14 protein-coding genes are annotated in these 16,830 nt (G+C 47.6%); 8 read left to right on the forward strand and 6 right to left on the reverse strand.

The genetic code is table 11. The features are described 5' to 3' along the window. Positions 1–81 precede the first annotated feature (81 nt). Positions 82–1,038 (forward strand): DUF2860 domain-containing protein, encoded by a 957-nt coding sequence (locus tag OO778_RS16510; protein ID WP_005379034.1) that lies wholly within the window; start codon positions 82–84, stop codon positions 1,036–1,038. 55 nt (positions 1,039–1,093) lie between these two features. Here the strand turns inward: OO778_RS16510 and OO778_RS16515 are convergent, their stop codons facing one another. After that, a complete protein-coding gene (locus OO778_RS16515) occupies positions 1,094–2,617 on the reverse strand; it encodes a YifB family Mg chelatase-like AAA ATPase (RefSeq protein ID WP_005383862.1) in 1,524 nt (507 codons plus the stop codon). Between the two features lie 465 nt (positions 2,618–3,082). Between OO778_RS16515 and ilvG the strand changes: the two genes are divergently transcribed. The 5 genes from ilvG to ilvA are packed head-to-tail and all read left to right on the forward strand — an operon-like array spanning position 3,083 to position 9,382. Beyond that, entirely contained in the window at positions 3,083–4,729 is a 1,647-nt protein-coding gene (gene ilvG, locus OO778_RS16520; RefSeq protein ID WP_264910434.1) for an acetolactate synthase 2 catalytic subunit, read from the forward strand. Positions 4,730–4,740: 11 nt separating this feature from the next. Next, the gene (ilvM, locus tag OO778_RS16525; protein WP_005378958.1) at positions 4,741–5,025 is read left to right on the forward strand and encodes an acetolactate synthase 2 small subunit; all 285 of its coding nucleotides are present in this window, start codon (positions 4,741–4,743) and stop codon (positions 5,023–5,025) included. A gap of 12 nt (positions 5,026–5,037) precedes the next feature. Further along, positions 5,038–5,976 carry a branched-chain-amino-acid transaminase gene (gene ilvE / locus OO778_RS16530; protein ID WP_005378953.1) on the forward strand — a complete coding sequence of 313 codons (939 nt, stop codon included), beginning with the start codon at positions 5,038–5,040 and terminating at the stop codon, positions 5,974–5,976. Between the two features lie 14 nt (positions 5,977–5,990). Beyond that, positions 5,991–7,832: a dihydroxy-acid dehydratase gene (gene ilvD / locus OO778_RS16535; RefSeq protein WP_258614849.1), complete on the forward strand. Its 1,842-nt coding sequence runs from the start codon at positions 5,991–5,993 to the stop codon at positions 7,830–7,832. A gap of 2 nt (positions 7,833–7,834) precedes the next feature. Continuing rightward, complete coding sequence (ilvA, locus tag OO778_RS16540; protein ID WP_074190056.1) at positions 7,835–9,382, forward strand: threonine ammonia-lyase, biosynthetic; 1,548 nt, start codon at positions 7,835–7,837, stop codon at positions 9,380–9,382. A 55-nt stretch (positions 9,383–9,437) separates the two neighbouring features. Here ilvA and punR read toward each other — a convergent pair whose 3' ends face one another. Then, entirely contained in the window at positions 9,438–10,340 is a 903-nt protein-coding gene (punR, locus tag OO778_RS16545; protein ID WP_005394068.1) for a DNA-binding transcriptional activator PunR, read from the reverse strand. A gap of 152 nt (positions 10,341–10,492) precedes the next feature. On the opposite strand from punR, the gene punC reads away from it, so the two are divergent. Further along, entirely contained in the window at positions 10,493–11,698 is a 1,206-nt protein-coding gene (gene punC, locus OO778_RS16550; protein ID WP_074190057.1) for a purine nucleoside transporter PunC, read from the forward strand. 45 nt (positions 11,699–11,743) lie between these two features. On the opposite strand, the gene OO778_RS16555 is transcribed toward punC, so the two are convergent. Further along, a complete protein-coding gene (locus OO778_RS16555) occupies positions 11,744–12,520 on the reverse strand; it encodes a transporter substrate-binding domain-containing protein (protein WP_005394073.1) in 777 nt (258 codons plus the stop codon). 115 nt (positions 12,521–12,635) lie between these two features. Here OO778_RS16555 and OO778_RS16560 point away from each other — a divergent pair, with 115 nt between their 5' ends. Then, entirely contained in the window at positions 12,636–13,376 is a 741-nt protein-coding gene (locus OO778_RS16560; RefSeq protein WP_031780374.1) for an amino acid ABC transporter permease, read from the forward strand. Positions 13,377–13,457: 81 nt separating this feature from the next. Here OO778_RS16560 and glmU read toward each other — a convergent pair whose 3' ends face one another. From glmU to atpD, 3 genes are all read right to left on the reverse strand, one after another. Then, positions 13,458–14,819, reverse strand: a complete 1,362-nt coding sequence (glmU, locus tag OO778_RS16565) for a bifunctional UDP-N-acetylglucosamine diphosphorylase/glucosamine-1-phosphate N-acetyltransferase GlmU (RefSeq protein ID WP_005394079.1) — start codon at positions 14,817–14,819, stop codon at positions 13,458–13,460. A gap of 149 nt (positions 14,820–14,968) precedes the next feature. After that, on the reverse strand, positions 14,969–15,391 hold the full coding sequence (locus OO778_RS16570) for a F0F1 ATP synthase subunit epsilon (protein ID WP_005378937.1): 423 nt from the start codon (positions 15,389–15,391) through the stop codon (positions 14,969–14,971). 18 nt (positions 15,392–15,409) lie between these two features. Then, a complete protein-coding gene (gene atpD, locus OO778_RS16575; RefSeq protein ID WP_005383849.1) occupies positions 15,410–16,813 on the reverse strand; it encodes a F0F1 ATP synthase subunit beta in 1,404 nt (467 codons plus the stop codon). Positions 16,814–16,830: the final 17 nt, after the last annotated feature.

Raw genomic sequence — 16,830 nt, forward strand, 5'->3', positions numbered from 1 at the left:
ATTGGAACATGCGTGGAAATGGTCAGATTTGTTACCGCAACCAATATGTGCACCACTCATTCGACAACAAGGAGATAACGAATGAAACCAAGGCTACTTCTCTTGCCTTTGGCCTTTGTCGTCAGTTCTGCTCAGGCTCAACTCGCTGAAACCGCAGGTTTTGGCGGTGAAATTTCGCTGAATGCCGGATTCATATCATCAGAATCCAATTTCAATACAGAAAATAGTAACACCATCGATTCTCTCGATAAGCGTGCCGATAGTGACAGTTCTGTTATCGCTGCACCGCTAGGGAGTGTGACATACACCTTTGGTAGCCGACTCAACCACCAAGTTTACGCCGGTACCACACGCTCAGATGTCGCGGTAGGTACACTCGCTTTTCAGTTGGGCTATCAACACGAGCTACAATCTGGCACCGTGCTCGATGTTTCCTATCTGCCGACGGTACTCAAAGGCGAAACTTGGCGCAACCCTTATCAAGTAGGAACCGCACGTAAAGAGACGGATGTTGACGGCAATGCGTATCGCTTTCAGATCAAAGGGTTAATTGATAAGAACTTCAACCTTGATCTAGCTTATGCTGATAAAGACATCGAGCAGGAGGAAGTGACAGACCGCTCACTTGCTCGCGATGCTAACCTTTACTATGTCAAAGGCGACTATCGCATTCCACTCAACCAAACGTCTATGTTGCAACCCGCTTTCACCTACATCAATCAAGATGCCGACGGTAAGGCGGAGTCATTTGATTCGTACGGATTTGACATTAGCTGGTTTAAATTTATCAACCGCCATCGATTGGCCCTCACCGCGGGTTATGCATGGAAAGACTATCAAGCCGCTAGCCAAACTTTTGCTAAAACACGAAATGACGACACCATCAGCCTATTTGCGGCCTACGAATATCAAAACGTATTTGACTGGCAAGACTGGTCGTTCATTTCTTTAGCCGGCTATAGCCAAACTGACTCGAATATCACGTTTTATGAGGAGAAAGAGTACCTATTGTCGCTTGGTCTCAACTACACCTTCTAACGTCCTTCATCGCAACAAGGTGCTTACAACACTTGTTGCGATGACACTTTGCTGTCTATACCGCTTGCGCCGTAAGCTGTTTCAGTAAACGGTCCATCGCTCGATACCCAAGTGCCTCAGCCAAGTGCGTTCGTTCAATTTGCTCCGCCCCATCCAGATCGGCGATTGTTCGCGCCACTTTGATAATACGATGATACGCACGAATCGAGAGTCCTAAACGGTGCAAAGCGGTTTCAAGAAACTCAGCATCACTCTTATGCAAGGGACAAAACGCCTCAATTTCTCGACTACCTAGCAGTGCATTGACCTTACCACTGCGGTTTAGCATATTGTTACGCGCATGGCTCACACGCGCTTTTACGATAGCAGTCGGCTCACCGCGATCACCTCCTTCTGCTAATGTCCCTTTGGGCAAAGCTGGGATTTCTAAAGACATATCAAAGCGATCTAACAGTGGTCCAGATAATCGACCAAGGTAGCGCAAAATAGCTTGTGGATTGGTGCGAGCTTGATTGCCTTCGTAATATCCTGTCGGGCTTGGGTTCAATGCTCCAACTAATTGGAAGCGAGCCGGAAAGCGTGTTTTACCTTGCGCTCGAGAGATAATGATCTCGCCAGATTCGAGCGGTTCGCGTAACGAGTCTAGAACTTTACGATCAAATTCGGGCATTTCATCGAGAAACAATAACCCGTTGTGGGCTAAAGAGATCTCCCCTGGTCTGGGTACCGAACCACCGCCGACTAATGCCGCCATTGAACTTGAATGATGCGGAGAACGAAACGGACGCGACTTCCAGTTATGCTCATTAATTTCACTCTGAGTCAACGATGCCACCGAAGCGGTTTCCATTGCTTCTTCGTCACTCATTTCCGGTAATAAGTCACACAAACGCGAAGCCAACATCGTTTTTCCAGTACCTGGCGGGCCAAGGAAAAGTAAGTTGTGGTTTCCAGCGGCAGCAATCTCCAGTGCTCGCTTACCTTGTTGTTGGCCAATAATATCTTGTAAGTCTCGACCATGTTTTTCGATCGTTTTTCGCTTAGGCGTTTGAAAAAGATTCAGTCGATGTTGACCACAAAGCTCGGCACATACTTCCAGTAATGATTGGGCCGATTTATGTTGTTCCTTCCCCACCAGCGCCGCCTGATCGCCATTCACATGTGGGACGACCAAATGACGTTGAATCTTACTGGCTTCCAGCGCAGCAGGCAGCACACCTTTTACAGGTCTCAGACCACCAGATAGTGCTAACTCACCCACAAATTCGTAGTTTTTGAGCTTATCTGTCGCGATTTGCTCCGAAGCGGCCAAAATCCCCAATGCTATAGGAAGATCAAAACGTCCTCCCTCCTTGGGTAGATCTGCCGGAGCCAAGTTCACGGTGATCCGCTTAGCAGGAAATTGAAAGTTAGAATTAATGATCGCACTGCGTACGCGATCTTTGGACTCTTTTACCGTTGTCTCTGGCAAGCCTACTAAGGTAAACCCTGGCATGCCGTTGCTGATATGAACTTCTACACTAACCGATGGCGCTTGCACCCCGACGCTTGCTCGACTATGAATGATTGCCAGCCCCATACGTTCCTCAATTTTTTTGAACACTCTGTAAACAAATGTTTTATCTGGTTGGTTATGTTATATACCGCGTCCCAATTGAGAGTTAATGTGAAAAAAGAATGACTTTTTGCTTGTCATGCAGCGGAATTGTGTGATACCACTAATGACGCAAACAATTTCGTAGAACATTACACAACATTTTTTAACGAAAAAAGAACGACAGACAGATGAACCTTTTCGCTCATATCAACGCACTGCTAGCCCTGATTATCGTGGTCATTATTGGCACCGCGCGGGGTATTGTGGGCGAAAGGTAACCACAAATTACAAAAAACCCCCGCACTGAAAAGTCCGGGGGTTTTTTTACAACTACAAGTTGTCATCTGTCTAACCCTCGGACAGTTTAACGGGAAGAATGGGAGTGCACATGAAGTGCAATAAATATGGCAATCGCTACGAGCCACAACGTAGCAAAGGAGGTTTACGATGACTGGTGCACAACTTGTCGTAGCCGCTTTAAGACAGCAAGGCATCGAAACCGTTTTTGGCTACCCCGGCGGGGCCATCATGCCAATCTATGATGCTTTGTATGACGGTGGGGTGGAACACATCCTATGCCGTCACGAGCAAGGGGCCGCTATGGCAGCTATCGGGATGGCTCGTTCCACTCAAGACGTTGCTGTGTGCATGGCAACTTCTGGCCCAGGAGCCACTAACCTTGTTACCGGCCTTGCCGACGCTTTCCTTGACTCCGTACCTCTAGTTGCCATCACAGGCCAGGTTGCTAGCTCTCATATCGGTACCGATGCATTCCAAGAAATGGATGTGATCGGAATGTCCCTAGCCTGTACTAAGCACAGCTATCTCGTGACCGAAATTGAAGATCTAGCTCCGACACTTGCCGAAGCCTTTGAGGTCGCAAAAACCGGTCGTCCGGGTCCAGTCATTGTCGATATCGCCAAAGACGTTCAACTCGCTCAAGCACCCACAGACCTTCTTCCTCCATACATAGCACCAGCAATCGAAGATGTCAGCGCTGAAGATATCAAACGTGCGCAAGATGTGCTGGCAGCATCTACTCGCCCAGTGTTGTATGTTGGTGGTGGCGTGCAACTTGCGAAAGCAACCGATGCAGTACGCGAATTTCTTCGCTTAAACCCAATGCCTGCAGTTAGCACATTAAAAGGCCTCGGTACCATTGAACGCCATGATCCCCACTATCTTGGTATGTTGGGTATGCATGGCACCAAAGCCGCCAACCTAGTGGTTCAAGAAGCTGATCTATTGATTGTGGTTGGCGCGCGTTTTGATGACCGTGTGACGGGTAAGCTCGATACGTTTGCACCAAATGCGAAAGTGATTCACATCGACATTGATGCTGCGGAGATTCATAAACTGCGCCACGCCAACGCACCATTACGTGGCGACATCAACACCATTCTCCCTCAGCTAGAACTGACTCAAGATATCTCACCGTGGGTTCATCACAGTGAAAGTCTGCGCAGCGGCTTTAAGTGGCGTTACGACCACCCGGGCGAGTTAATCTACGCACCGCTATTGCTTAAACAACTGTCAGACATGATGCCAGACAGCTCAATTGTCTCGACTGATGTCGGTCAGCACCAGATGTGGACAGCGCAACATATCCAGCCACGCGAACCACAAAATTTCATCACTTCTGCTGGCCTTGGCACCATGGGCTTTGGCTTGCCAGCAGCGATGGGTGCAGCAATCGCACGTCCTGATGATCAGTCTATCCTTATTACAGGTGACGGTTCATTTATGATGAACGTGCAGGAATTGGGTACGCTGAAACGCCGCCAAATTCCAGTGAAGATTGTTCTCCTCAACAACCAACGTCTTGGCATGGTACGCCAATGGCAGTCATTGTTCTTTGACGGCCGCCACAGCGAAACCATTCTTGATGACAACCCAGATTTCGTGATGCTAGCAAAAGCGTTCGATATCCCGGGCAAGACCATCACCAAGAAAGAAGAAGTGGAGCCAGCGCTGAAAGAGATGCTAGCGAGTGAAACTTCTTACATACTTCACGTTTTGATTGATGAAGAAGAAAACGTGTGGCCATTGGTGCCACCTGGCGCATCAAACAGTGATATGTTGGAAAATACATAGGAGACAATCGCATGGACAGATATTTACTCGACATCAAAGCCGATGACAAACCGGTACTGTTGGAGCGCGTTCTACGTGTGATTCGTCACCGAGGCTTCGTGATCAAACAAGTCGCTGCTACGCAAAACCATGAAAGTAAAGTAGCCAGCGTCGAGATCATCGTCGACAGCGATCGACCAATCTCGTTTTTGATCAATCAAATAGAGAAGTTGTGGGACGTTCGTAAGGTTGAGGTGCTAAAAATCCGCAACGATGAACTGCCAAATCACAACTTACAACAACACGTAAGTGCATAAGGAAGGCAACAAATGGCAACGAAAACTGCAGATTTCATTTGGTTTAATGGTGAGATGGTTCCATGGGCAGAGGCGAACGTTCACGTTCTGACTCACGCAATGCACTATGGTACATCCGTGTTTGAAGGCGTGCGCTGTTACAACACACCAAAAGGCCCAATTGTCTTCCGTCACCGTGAGCATGCACAACGTTTAAAAGATTCCGCCAAGATTTACCGTTTCCCGATCCCTTTTTCTGTAGAAGAAATCATGGAAGCGACCCGCGAAACACTGCGCCAAAACAAACTCGATAGCGCTTACATTCGTCCATTAGGTTTTGTCGGTAATGTTGGTTTGGGCGTGTGCCCACCAGTTGGCACTGAAATGGATCTAATCATTGCGGCATTCCCTTGGGGCTCTTACTTAGGCGAAGAAGCGCTAGAGAAAGGCGTGGATGCGATGATTTCAAGCTGGAACCGCGCGGCACCAAACACCATCCCGACAGCAGCTAAGGCCGGCGGTAACTACCTATCTTCACTACTGGTTGGTGGTGAAGCGCGTCGTCACGGTTACGACGAAGGTATTGCGCTAAGCGTAGATGGTTACCTATCGGAAGGCGCCGGTGAAAACATCTTCGTTATCAAAGATGGCGTAATCACCACACCACCAGCAACTAGCGCGATTCTACCGGGCATCACTCGTGACTCGATCATGACGATTGCACGCGATAAAGGCTACGAAGTGCGTGAAGCGAACATTGCTCGTGAAGCCCTTTACCTTGCCGATGAAGTCTTCATGACAGGTACTGCAGCTGAAATTGTGCCTGTGGCAACCATCGACAAAATTGAAGTGGGCACAGGTAAACGCGGCCCAATCACTAAAGAACTACAAGCAGCCTACTTTGGCCTATTTGACGGCACCACGGAAGATAAGTGGGGCTGGTTAGACTATGTGTACCCAGAACAGAAGTAAGAAGGATTTAAGAAATGCCAAAATATAGATCAGCTACCACCACACATGGTCGTAACATGGCGGGGGCACGCGCGCTGTGGCGTGCAACGGGTGTGAAAGAAGAAGACTTCGGTAAACCAATCATCGCCGTGGTGAACTCGTTTACTCAATTTGTTCCGGGTCACGTACATCTTAAAGACATGGGTCAGCTTGTCGCACGTGAAATCGAAAAAGCCGGCGGCATCGCAAAAGAATTCAACACCATCGCGGTTGATGATGGTATCGCAATGGGTCACGGCGGCATGCTGTACTCACTGCCTTCACGCGAACTTATCGCAGACTCTGTAGAATACATGGTCAATGCGCACTGTGCCGATGCCATGGTATGTATCTCTAACTGTGACAAAATCACTCCGGGAATGTTGATGGCATCCATGCGTCTCAACATCCCGGTTATCTTTGTTTCTGGTGGCCCAATGGAAGCGGGTAAAACCAAGCTTTCTGATCAGATCATCAAACTAGACCTTGTTGATGCAATGATCCAAGGCGCGGATCCAAAAGTACCTGATGAGCAAAGTGAGCAGATCGAACGCAGCGCATGTCCAACCTGTGGATCGTGTTCAGGCATGTTCACGGCAAACTCGATGAACTGTCTAACGGAAGCGCTGGGTCTTTCTCAGCCGGGCAACGGTTCTATGCTGGCGACGCACGCAGACCGTGAACAACTGTTTCTTAATGCAGGTCGTCGCATCGTTGAACTGACTCGTCGTTACTACGAGCAAGATGACGAATCCGCGTTGCCACGCAACATCGCAACTTATGATGCCTTCGAAAATGCAATGGCACTGGATATCGCCATGGGCGGCTCGACCAACACCATTTTGCACCTGTTGGCTGCAGCGCAAGAAGGTGAAGTGGATTTCGATATGGAAGATATCGATCGCCTATCACGCCAAGTACCACACCTATGTAAAGTGGCACCATCTACCCAGAAATATCACATGGAAGACGTACACCGCGCTGGTGGCGTCATGGCGATTCTCGGTGAGTTAGATCGTGCAGGTCTACTGCACAATGATGCTCGCACCGTACTGGGTCTTTCAATGAAAGAGCAGTTGGCAAAATACGACATAATCCAAACGGAAGACGAAGAGGTACTTAAGTTCTACCGCGCAGGCCCTGCGGGTATTCGTACCACCCAAGCGTTCTCGCAAGATTGTCGTTGGGATCGCCTTGATGACGACCGTGCAGAAGGTTGTATTCGCGCGAAAGACAACGCCTTCAGCCAAGAAGGTGGCCTAGCCGTTCTATCAGGCAACATCGCATTGGATGGCTGTATCGTTAAGACAGCCGGTGTTGATGAAAGCATTCTTAAGTTCACTGGTCCGGCTGTGGTATTTGAAAGCCAAGAAGATGCGGTGGAAGGCATCTTAGGAGGTAAAGTGAAAGCCGGTGATGTGGTTGTTATCCGTTATGAAGGTCCAAAAGGTGGTCCGGGCATGCAAGAAATGCTTTACCCAACCACTTATCTAAAATCGATGGGCTTAGGTAAAGAGTGTGCGTTATTAACAGATGGCCGCTTCTCTGGAGGTACATCAGGACTCTCTATCGGCCATGCTTCTCCTGAAGCCGCTAACGGCGGTGCTATTGGACTGGTGAAACCGGGCGATATGATCGCGATTGATATTCCGAACCGTTCAATTTCACTCGAAGTGTCTGAACAAGAACTTGCAGAGCGCCGTGCAAAACAAGACGAACTTGGCTGGAAACCTGTTGATCGTCAAAGAGAAGTTTCCTTTGCACTTAAAGCGTACGCTAGCATGGCCACCAGTGCTGACAAGGGTGCAGTACGAGACAAGTCGAAGCTAGAGGGCTAGCAATGATGGAATCTCAACCCGAAAAGAAAGTAAATCAAACTGGCGCAGACTATCTGCGCCAAATCCTCCGCGCTCCGGTGTATGAAGTCGCAACAGTAACACCACTGCAAGAAATGCCTCGTTTATCTGCGCGTATTGGTAACAATGTGCAAATCAAGCGCGAAGATCGCCAACCCGTGCACTCATTTAAATTACGCGGTGCGTACAACATGGTGGCAAGCCTAACTGAAGCACAAAAAGCCGCTGGTGTCATCGCAGCATCGGCAGGTAATCACGCTCAAGGCATGGCGCTGTCTGGCACTAAGCTGGGCATCAAAACCACCATCGTGATGCCAAAGACCACGCCGAATATCAAAGTCGACGCAGTACGCAGCTTTGGTGGCAATGTGGTACTACACGGCAGCAACTTTGATGAAGCAAAAGCAGAAGCCGAACGTTTGTCAGAGCAATATGGCTATACTTTTGTGCCCCCCTTTGATCACCCACTGGTGATCGCAGGTCAAGGCACCATCGGTATGGAAATGCTGCAGCAAAATGGTCACCTTGATTACATCTTTGTTCCTGTCGGTGGCGGCGGTTTGGCCGCTGGTGTTGCGGTACTTGTGAAGCAACTCATGCCAGAAATCAAAGTGATTGCGGTCGAGCCAGAAGATTCTTCATGCCTCAAAGCGGCATTGGATGCAGGTGAACCAGTAGTATTAGACCAGGTCAGCATGTTTGCCGATGGCGTCGCTGTAAAACGCATTGGTGAAGAGACGTTTCGTCTGTGCCAAAAGTACATTGATGGCCACATTGCGGTCTCTAGTGATGAAATCTGCGCAGCTGTGAAAGACATCTTTGAAGATACTCGCGCCATTGCTGAGCCTTCGGGGGCGCTTGCTCTGGCGGGGCTGAAGAAATTTGCTGAACAGAACAAGCTGAAAGACAAAAACCTAGGCACGGTACTGTCTGGCGCAAACACCAACTTCCACGGGTTACGCTACGTGTCAGAACGTTGCGAGTTAGGTGAAAAACGTGAAGGTTTATTGGCAGTGACGATCCCTGAACGCCAAGGAGCATTCTTTGAATTCTGTAACTTGATTGGCGGTCGTGCAGTTACGGAGTTTAACTATCGTTATAACGATGACGAACTCGCTAATATCTTTGTCGGTGTTCGTCTGCAAGGCGGTCAAGAAGAGTTGGAAAACATCATTCACGATCTACGTGAAGGTGGCTATCCGGTGGTTGACCTTTCTGATGATGAAATGGCGAAGCTACACGTTCGCTACATGATCGGCGGGAAGCCATCGAAGCAACTCAAAGAGCGACTCTACAGCTTTGAATTTCCAGAGTACCCAGGTGCCTTGCTGAAATTCTTAAGCACGCTTGGTACCCATTGGAATATTAGCTTGTTCAACTACCGTAACCACGGCGCCGACTACGGACGCGTTTTATGTGGTTTCGAGTTAGATGAAGGGGATTTAGCTCAATTTTCGGCACATTTGCGCGAACTTGGCTATCAATGCAAAGACGAAACAGACAACCCGTCTTACAAGTTCTTCTTGTCATAAAACGCCACACTCCAAACATATCAAATAAAACACCTCGCTATTGCGAGGTGTTTTTTTATGACTGTAACCAATCTTGATGTAGCTGATTAGGCGATCCTAGGTAATCCACCATCCATTGGATCAATTTATGATTATCATCTTTGCGCCAGACCAAGCAACAATGACTGAGCGGCTTATCATCTGGCATCACCTTCTCCACCAGCACACCATCATTGATCAGTGGCGTTGCAATATGACGTGGCATATAACCCACGCCAACTCCATTTTTCAAACATTCAATTGCACTGTACCAGTTGGGTAGTAACAATCGGCGTTGTTGAGGGTAATGGCCAGTATGGCGCTTTGGCAGCACGTTCGAAGTATCATCAAGGCAGATCGCCGGAAATTGACTCACAAACTCTTCAGTAAGCACTTGTTGGCGAACACAGGGATGAGCGGGAGACATCACAAATGCCCAATCCAATACGCCCATATCTTTGACTTCAAAATCCCCACCAACGGGAACCGCAGACGTAGCGCCAACGACTATATCAGCTCGTCCTTGTGCTATAGCTTCCCAAGAACCATTGAAGACCTCCATATTGATCTGCAATTCAGCAAATTCAAACTCGCGATAAAAATCTTCCACCAAAGGTTTTAACTTCTCCAGTTTCACCACGTTATCTAAGGTCAGTTTTAATGTACTCTTCCATCCCTGAGCGGCTCGGCGTGTTTGTGCTTTCACCTCTTCCATTTGACGCAGCAAAGAGCGCGCCTCAGCCATAAAAAGCTCACCTGCTGGAGTTAACTCCACTTTCCTCGGTAAGCGTCGAAACAGCACCACATCTAAATCTTGCTCGACCTGCCTTACTCCATAACTGATGGCTGAAGGGACTTTATGCAGCACCTCAGCCGCAGCGGTGAAACTGCCTAAACGGGCAACCGTATCCAGCATTTCCAGAGACGCTTTAGAGAACATGATTTAACCTTTCAAAAAATTTGATTGATAACCAACAATTTTAGCGTTTTATTTTCTTAAAATCGAAAAATAGAATAATAAGGTAAATAAATCAGGGTTGGCGCCAACTGATGTTGATTAAAAAATGATTAAATAATTTGACTGGTTGAATCATGAAAATATCAAAACTACAGCTCATTTATCTGGCAGCATTATCGATGCTTGGCTTCGTTGCTACCGATATGTATCTGCCAGCATTCAAAGCGATGGAAATCGACTTTGCAACAGGCCCTGAGCAAATAGCGCTCTCTTTAACAGTATTCCTAGTTGGTATGGCGGTTGGCCAGCTAATGTGGGGATTGGCATCCGATAAATTTGGCCACCGCAATACACTCGCGGCCGGGTTAGTGCTGTTTACTATCGCGTCATTCGGTTTGGCTTTCTGTGACCAAGTATGGCAACTACTGACACTGCGCTTTATCCAAGCTATCGGTGTATGTGCACCAGCCGTGATCTGGCAAGCCATGGTCATTAAACGCTACTCAAGCAGCAGTCAGCAAATTTTCGCAACGATCATGCCGTTAGTCGCGCTATCACCAGCACTAGCACCTCAATTAGGGGTAGTGTTGGCAGATAACTTCGGCTGGCACAGTATCTTTATTACGCTAACACTAGTTGGTGTCTTCTTGGTCTTTGCGACAATGGTCCAAAAAGACGAGAAAGCAGAAATCAAACAAACCAGTATGTCTGCCGACATCAAAGCGCTGCTGAGTTCTAAAAAGTACCTTGGCAACGTGTTTATGTTTGCGACGGCTTCGGCTGCATTCTTTGCTTACCTAACTGGTATGCCAGAAATCATGGCGCAACTAGGCTATGAAGCAAAAGATATTGGTTTGAGCTTTATCCCACAAACTATCGCGTTTATGGCTGGTGGTTACTTGGGTAAAGTCGGCGTTCGTAAATTTGGTGATGAAAAAGTTCTACGTCAATTGATTGGACTATTTAGTGTCGCGGCAATAATGATATTCATTGCCTCACAATGGGAACTGTCTTCTATCTGGCCAATTCTAGCGCCTTTCTGTTTAATTGCGGTAGCCAATGGTGCGCTATACCCAATCGTAGTAAACCGCGCGTTGGCAAGTGCTAAACAAAGCCCTGCAACAGCTGCAGGCCTGCAAAACAGCTTACAAATTACTGTGAGCAGTCTATCAAGCGCATTAGTTGCTGCAATGGCAAGCCAAGCTCAAATGGTAACGGGCGTTGCAATCATCATCTGTATGGGTGGTCTTTGGATGGGTTACATCTTATCTAACCGTGAATTGTCTCAGCACTTCACGACTCCAGACAATGCTCGTGTAGTGAGTGAAGACGAACTTTAATTGTTCAGATAATAAAAAAGAGCCGCGTAATCCGGCTCTTTTTGTTTATAAGCTTTTCAACCCCCATTTCTTGGCAGTCAGCTTGAAAAAGCCTTGGGTCTTTTTCAGCTCAACCCAATGGTTGATGTAATTAATCCATACTTGATCGTCTTGCGGCAACAGCATCGCAATTGGTGTCGGTTTACGCGGAGCGGTCACTGGTACTATCGCCAGTTGTTTAAACTTGTCCACCAACGTCGCTGCTTCCACATTGGACGTCACCGATACATCGGCCCTGCGAGCTAGTAATTCTTGGAAGTCGCGCGCTGGCGCTTCAATCACAATGTGTTGAGCCAGCGGGAAAAACTCTTTCACCATTTTTTCTTGCACCGTTCCTAGTGTCGCCGCGACTTTCACATCAGGCGTATTAAAATCTGCCCAATCAGAGAATTTGGCGAGATCTTTCTTTTGCACAACGGGTACAAAGGCAAGGTAGAAATACGGTTGGCTGTATCCAGCGACTTTCGCGCGCGACATATTCAGGGACGCGCTGCCAGTAATATCGTATTTGTTGGCGGTAATGCCATTGACTAGTGTCTTCCAATCCGTGGCTACATACTCTACTTTTACACCGAGATCTTTAGCAAGCTCGGTCGTTACGTCGATATCAAAGCCACGATAACTGTTGGTTGCAGGGTCTTTCATCGTCATCGGATTCCAATCTCCCGTCGTTCCAACACGGAGTACACCACTGTCTAAAATGGATTGAAGACGGCTTTCAGCATGAGCAATTTGAGTTGCAGCAAGTAAACACATTCCTAGCGCTAGTAAAATCTTTTTCATTTTTATTCCCTTAAAAATAGTGACCTTATACGGTTTAATGATTAACCTTTATTAAAGCTCTATTGATAACATAGCAGCAACAATGGAAGTTTTTTAGTTAATTCAGGGAGTAAATGTGACCTTTCGAACTCTATGGCTGATTTCGCTGCTGTTGCTCACAGGTTGCTCAGATTATCAATGGGGCTGGTATGTGCTCGATCCCTCCACGGAGCAAGGACTCACCAATCTGAAGTTTTTAATCGCCGGATTTAGTGACACCATCCAAGTATCACTCCTCAGTATGTTATTTGCGATGACCTTAGGTTTAATCATCGCCCTACCGGCTCTGTCGAACTCTCCCTACTTGAAGTGGATCAACCGCATTTATGTCGAGGTAGTCCGTTCAGTGCCTGTTTTAGTCTTACTACTTTGGGTGTATTACGGTATGCCAACGCTATTGGATGTTTCACTCAATCACTTTTGGGCAGGAGTCATTGCACTGACCATTGCTGAGAGTGCGTTTATGGCGGAGGTGTTTCGCGGTGGAATCCAAGCCATCAGTCGTGGCCAGCATGAAGCGGCTGAATCTTTGGGCTTAAGCTATTGGCAAAAGATGCGCTTGGTAATTCTTCCTCAAGCGTTTCGGCAAATTCTCCCGCCACTGGGCAATCAATTTGTCTACATCCTCAAGATGAGCTCTTTAGTCAGTGTTATTGGTTTAAGCGATCTCACTCGCCGTGCCAATGAGCTGGTGGTGAATGAATACTTACCCCTAGAGATTTATACCTTCCTCGTTTTGGAGTACTTGTTGCTCATTCTATTCGTATCCCAAGCCGTTCGTTGGCTCGAAAAACGCATCGCCATTCCCAGTTACTAACGATGAAGCCTTTAGCTAGAAACAACAAAGCCGCTCTTGTTGAGCGGCTTTGATAATATAGCAACAGAGTGCAGGTACTGCTTATTTCTGTTTTACAGGGCGTTGCCAGCCATTAATTTTGCGCTCTTTGACGCGAGTAATCACTAACTCGCCTTCTTCAACATCTTTTGTCAGCGTCGTACCTGCACCGATGGTTGCGCCATCAGCGATAGTGACAGGAGCCACCAACTGACTATCAGAACCAACAAATACATCATTACCGATGATGGTTTTAAACTTGTTCGCACCATCGTAGTTACAAGTAATCGTACCGGCACCGATGTTCGTACGTTGACCGATTTCAGCATCGCCTAAGTAAGTGAGATGGTTCGCTTTTGAGCCTTCTCCGATGCGCGCATTTTTCACTTCTACGAAGTTACCCACATGGGAATCGTTACGCATCTCAGCACCAGGACGAAGGCGAGTAAATGGACCAACGGTACATTCTTCACCAACCGTTGCACCTTCAATCACACTGTAAGGGCGAACGATGGTGTTGTCGTCGATTTCGCAATCTTTCAGTACACAGCCAGCACCGATAACCACGTTATCACCGAGTGATACTTTACCTTCAATGATAACATTCACGTCAATTTCACAGTCCATACCGCACTGCAACTCACCACGCAAATCAAAGCGTGCTGGATCGCGTAGCATCACACCTTGCTCTAGTAGCTTCTGAGCTTGCATTGATTGGAAAGCACGCTCTAGACGAGCAAGCTGTGCGCGGTCGTTGACCCCTTCCACCTCAATGGCATTGACTGGGTGTACAGCTTCAACGGCACGACCTTCATCGTGTGCGGCTGCAATAACGTCAGTTAGGTAGTATTCGCCTTGCGCGTTGTTGTTGTTTAAGCCAGACAACCAACGCTTGAGATCCCCACCAGTCGCAACCATGACACCCGTGTTGATCTCTTTAATTTGTTTTTGTTCTTCCGTTGCATCTTTTTGCTCAACGATCGCAACAACAGGACCATTTTTACGAATAATACGACCATAACCTGTTGGGTTATCAAGCATCACTGTAAGCAGTGCAATACCACCAGTTGGTTGAGCATCCAACAAGTTCTCGATGGTTTCAGCTGAGATTAATGGCACATCACCATAAAGCACGAGAATTTTCTCATCGTCTTCGAAGCGAGGAGATGCTTGGTCAACTGCATGGCCAGTCCCCAACTGATCCGCTTGCAGCACCCAGTTTACTGGCTCTTCAGCAAGAGTGGTTTGCATTTGATCACCACCGTGACCAAATACTAAGTGAATATTTTGTGCACCAAGACCAGTACATGTATCAATCACATGTTTTGCCATTGGCTTCCCTGCCAAAGTGTGAAGCACTTTAGGCATGTTCGAATGCATACGGGTACCTTTACCCGCAGCAAGAATCACTGCACTGAATTTCATTGAGAACCTATTGACGTTTTATGTTAATTGGCCGTTATTTTAAACAGCTCTTTTAAAATAGTTAATGGAGTAAGGTAAATTTCCAACTAAAATTAATCAAAAAGGCGACCATTTGGCCGCCTTTTGTCATGCAACGTTGCTAATTGAGCTTAGCGACGCTTTTTTGTCAGCTCGATAACTCGTAGCTGAGCAATGGCTTTAGCCAGTTCACTGGCCGCTTGTGCGAAGTCCATGTCACCATGCTGATTCTGGATTTGCTCCTCAGCGCGGCGCTTGGCTTCTTCTGCCTTCGCTGCGTCTAGCTCTTCACCACGGATAGCGGTATCAGCCAGTACAGTCGCTGTACCAGGCTGAATCTCTACCATACCACCAGAAACATAAATGATTTCTTCGTGGCCGTGCTGTTTCACAATACGCACCATACCAGGCTTGATAGCGGTCAGCAGCGGTGTGTGACCATGGAAAATACCAAGTTCACCTTCGCTACCGGTCACCTGAAACGTTTCAACACGACCAGAGAAGATTTTCTTCTCAGCGCTTACTACGTCTAGGTGAAAGGTTATTGCTGCCATATCGCCTCCTAGTTAGCCTTATAGCTTCTTCGCATTCTCAATAGCATCGTCGATGCTACCGCAGTACATGAATGCCTGCTCAGGAATGTCGTCGTATTCACCAGCTAGTAGACCTTTAAAGCCACGTAGAGTCTCTTTTAGAGGTACGTAAATACCAGGGTCACCTGTAAATACTTCTGCTACGTGGTAAGGCTGAGTTAGGAAACGCTCAATCTTACGTGCACGAGATACAACTTGCTTATCTTCTTCAGATAGCTCGTCCATACCTAGGATAGCAATGATGTCTTTCAGCTCTTTGTAGCGCTGAAGTGTCTGCTGAACGCCACGAGCAACTTCGTAGTGATCTTGACCAACTACTAGTGGATCAAGCATACGAGATGTTGAATCTAGTGGGTCGATCGCAGGGTATAGACCCATTGCCGCGATGTTACGGTTAAGTACAACCGTTGCATCCAAGTGCGCGAACGTTGTTGCTGGAGACGGGTCAGTCAAGTCATCCGCAGGTACGTATACCGCCTGTACAGACGTGATAGAACCTGATTTCGTTGACGTGATACGCTCCTGAAGTACACCCATCTCTTCTGCAAGAGTTGGCTGGTAACCTACCGCAGAAGGCATACGACCTAGCAGTGCCGATACCTCTGTACCTGCAAGTGTGTAACGGTAGATGTTATCAATGAACAGTAGTACGTCACGACCTTCGTCACGGAAACGTTCTGCCATTGTTAGACCAGTCAGTGCAACACGTAGACGGTTACCTGGTGGCTCGTTCATCTGACCGTAAACCATCGCTACTTTTGACTCTTCAGGCTTCTCAACGTTTACAACGCCCGCTTCCTGCATCTCGTAGTAGAAATCGTTACCTTCACGAGTACGCTCACCAACACCCGCAAATACGGATAGACCTGAGTGCTGTAGTGCGATGTTGTTGATAAGTTCCATCATGTTAACGGTCTTACCTACACCAGCACCACCGAATAGACCGATTTTACCACCCTTAGCGAATGGACAAATTAGGTCGATTACTTTAACGCCCGTTTCTAGAAGTGCGATCTCGTTTGATTGTTCTTCGTAGCTTGGTGCGCTGCGGTGGATAGAGTAAACCTCTTCCGCGCCCACTTCACCACGCTCATCAATCGCGTCACCTAGGACGTTCATGATACGACCTAGAGTTTTAGTACCGACTGGTACTGAAATTGGAGCGCCAGTGTTAACCACTTCAACTCCACGACGTAAACCATCAGAGCTACCCATTACGATACAACGAACTACGCCACCGCCTAGCTGTTGTTGAACTTCAAGAACTAGACGCTCTTTTGAGTCCGTTACGTTTAGAGCGTCATATACACTAGGTACATTGCTCTGTGGGAACTCTACGTCGACTACCGCACCGATGATCTGTACGATCTTACCTGTAGCCATCGTTAATCCTCTAAACT

The organism is Vibrio sp. STUT-A16 (assembly GCF_026000495.1).
Taxonomy (GTDB): Bacteria; Pseudomonadota; Gammaproteobacteria; order Enterobacterales; family Vibrionaceae; genus Vibrio; species Vibrio diabolicus.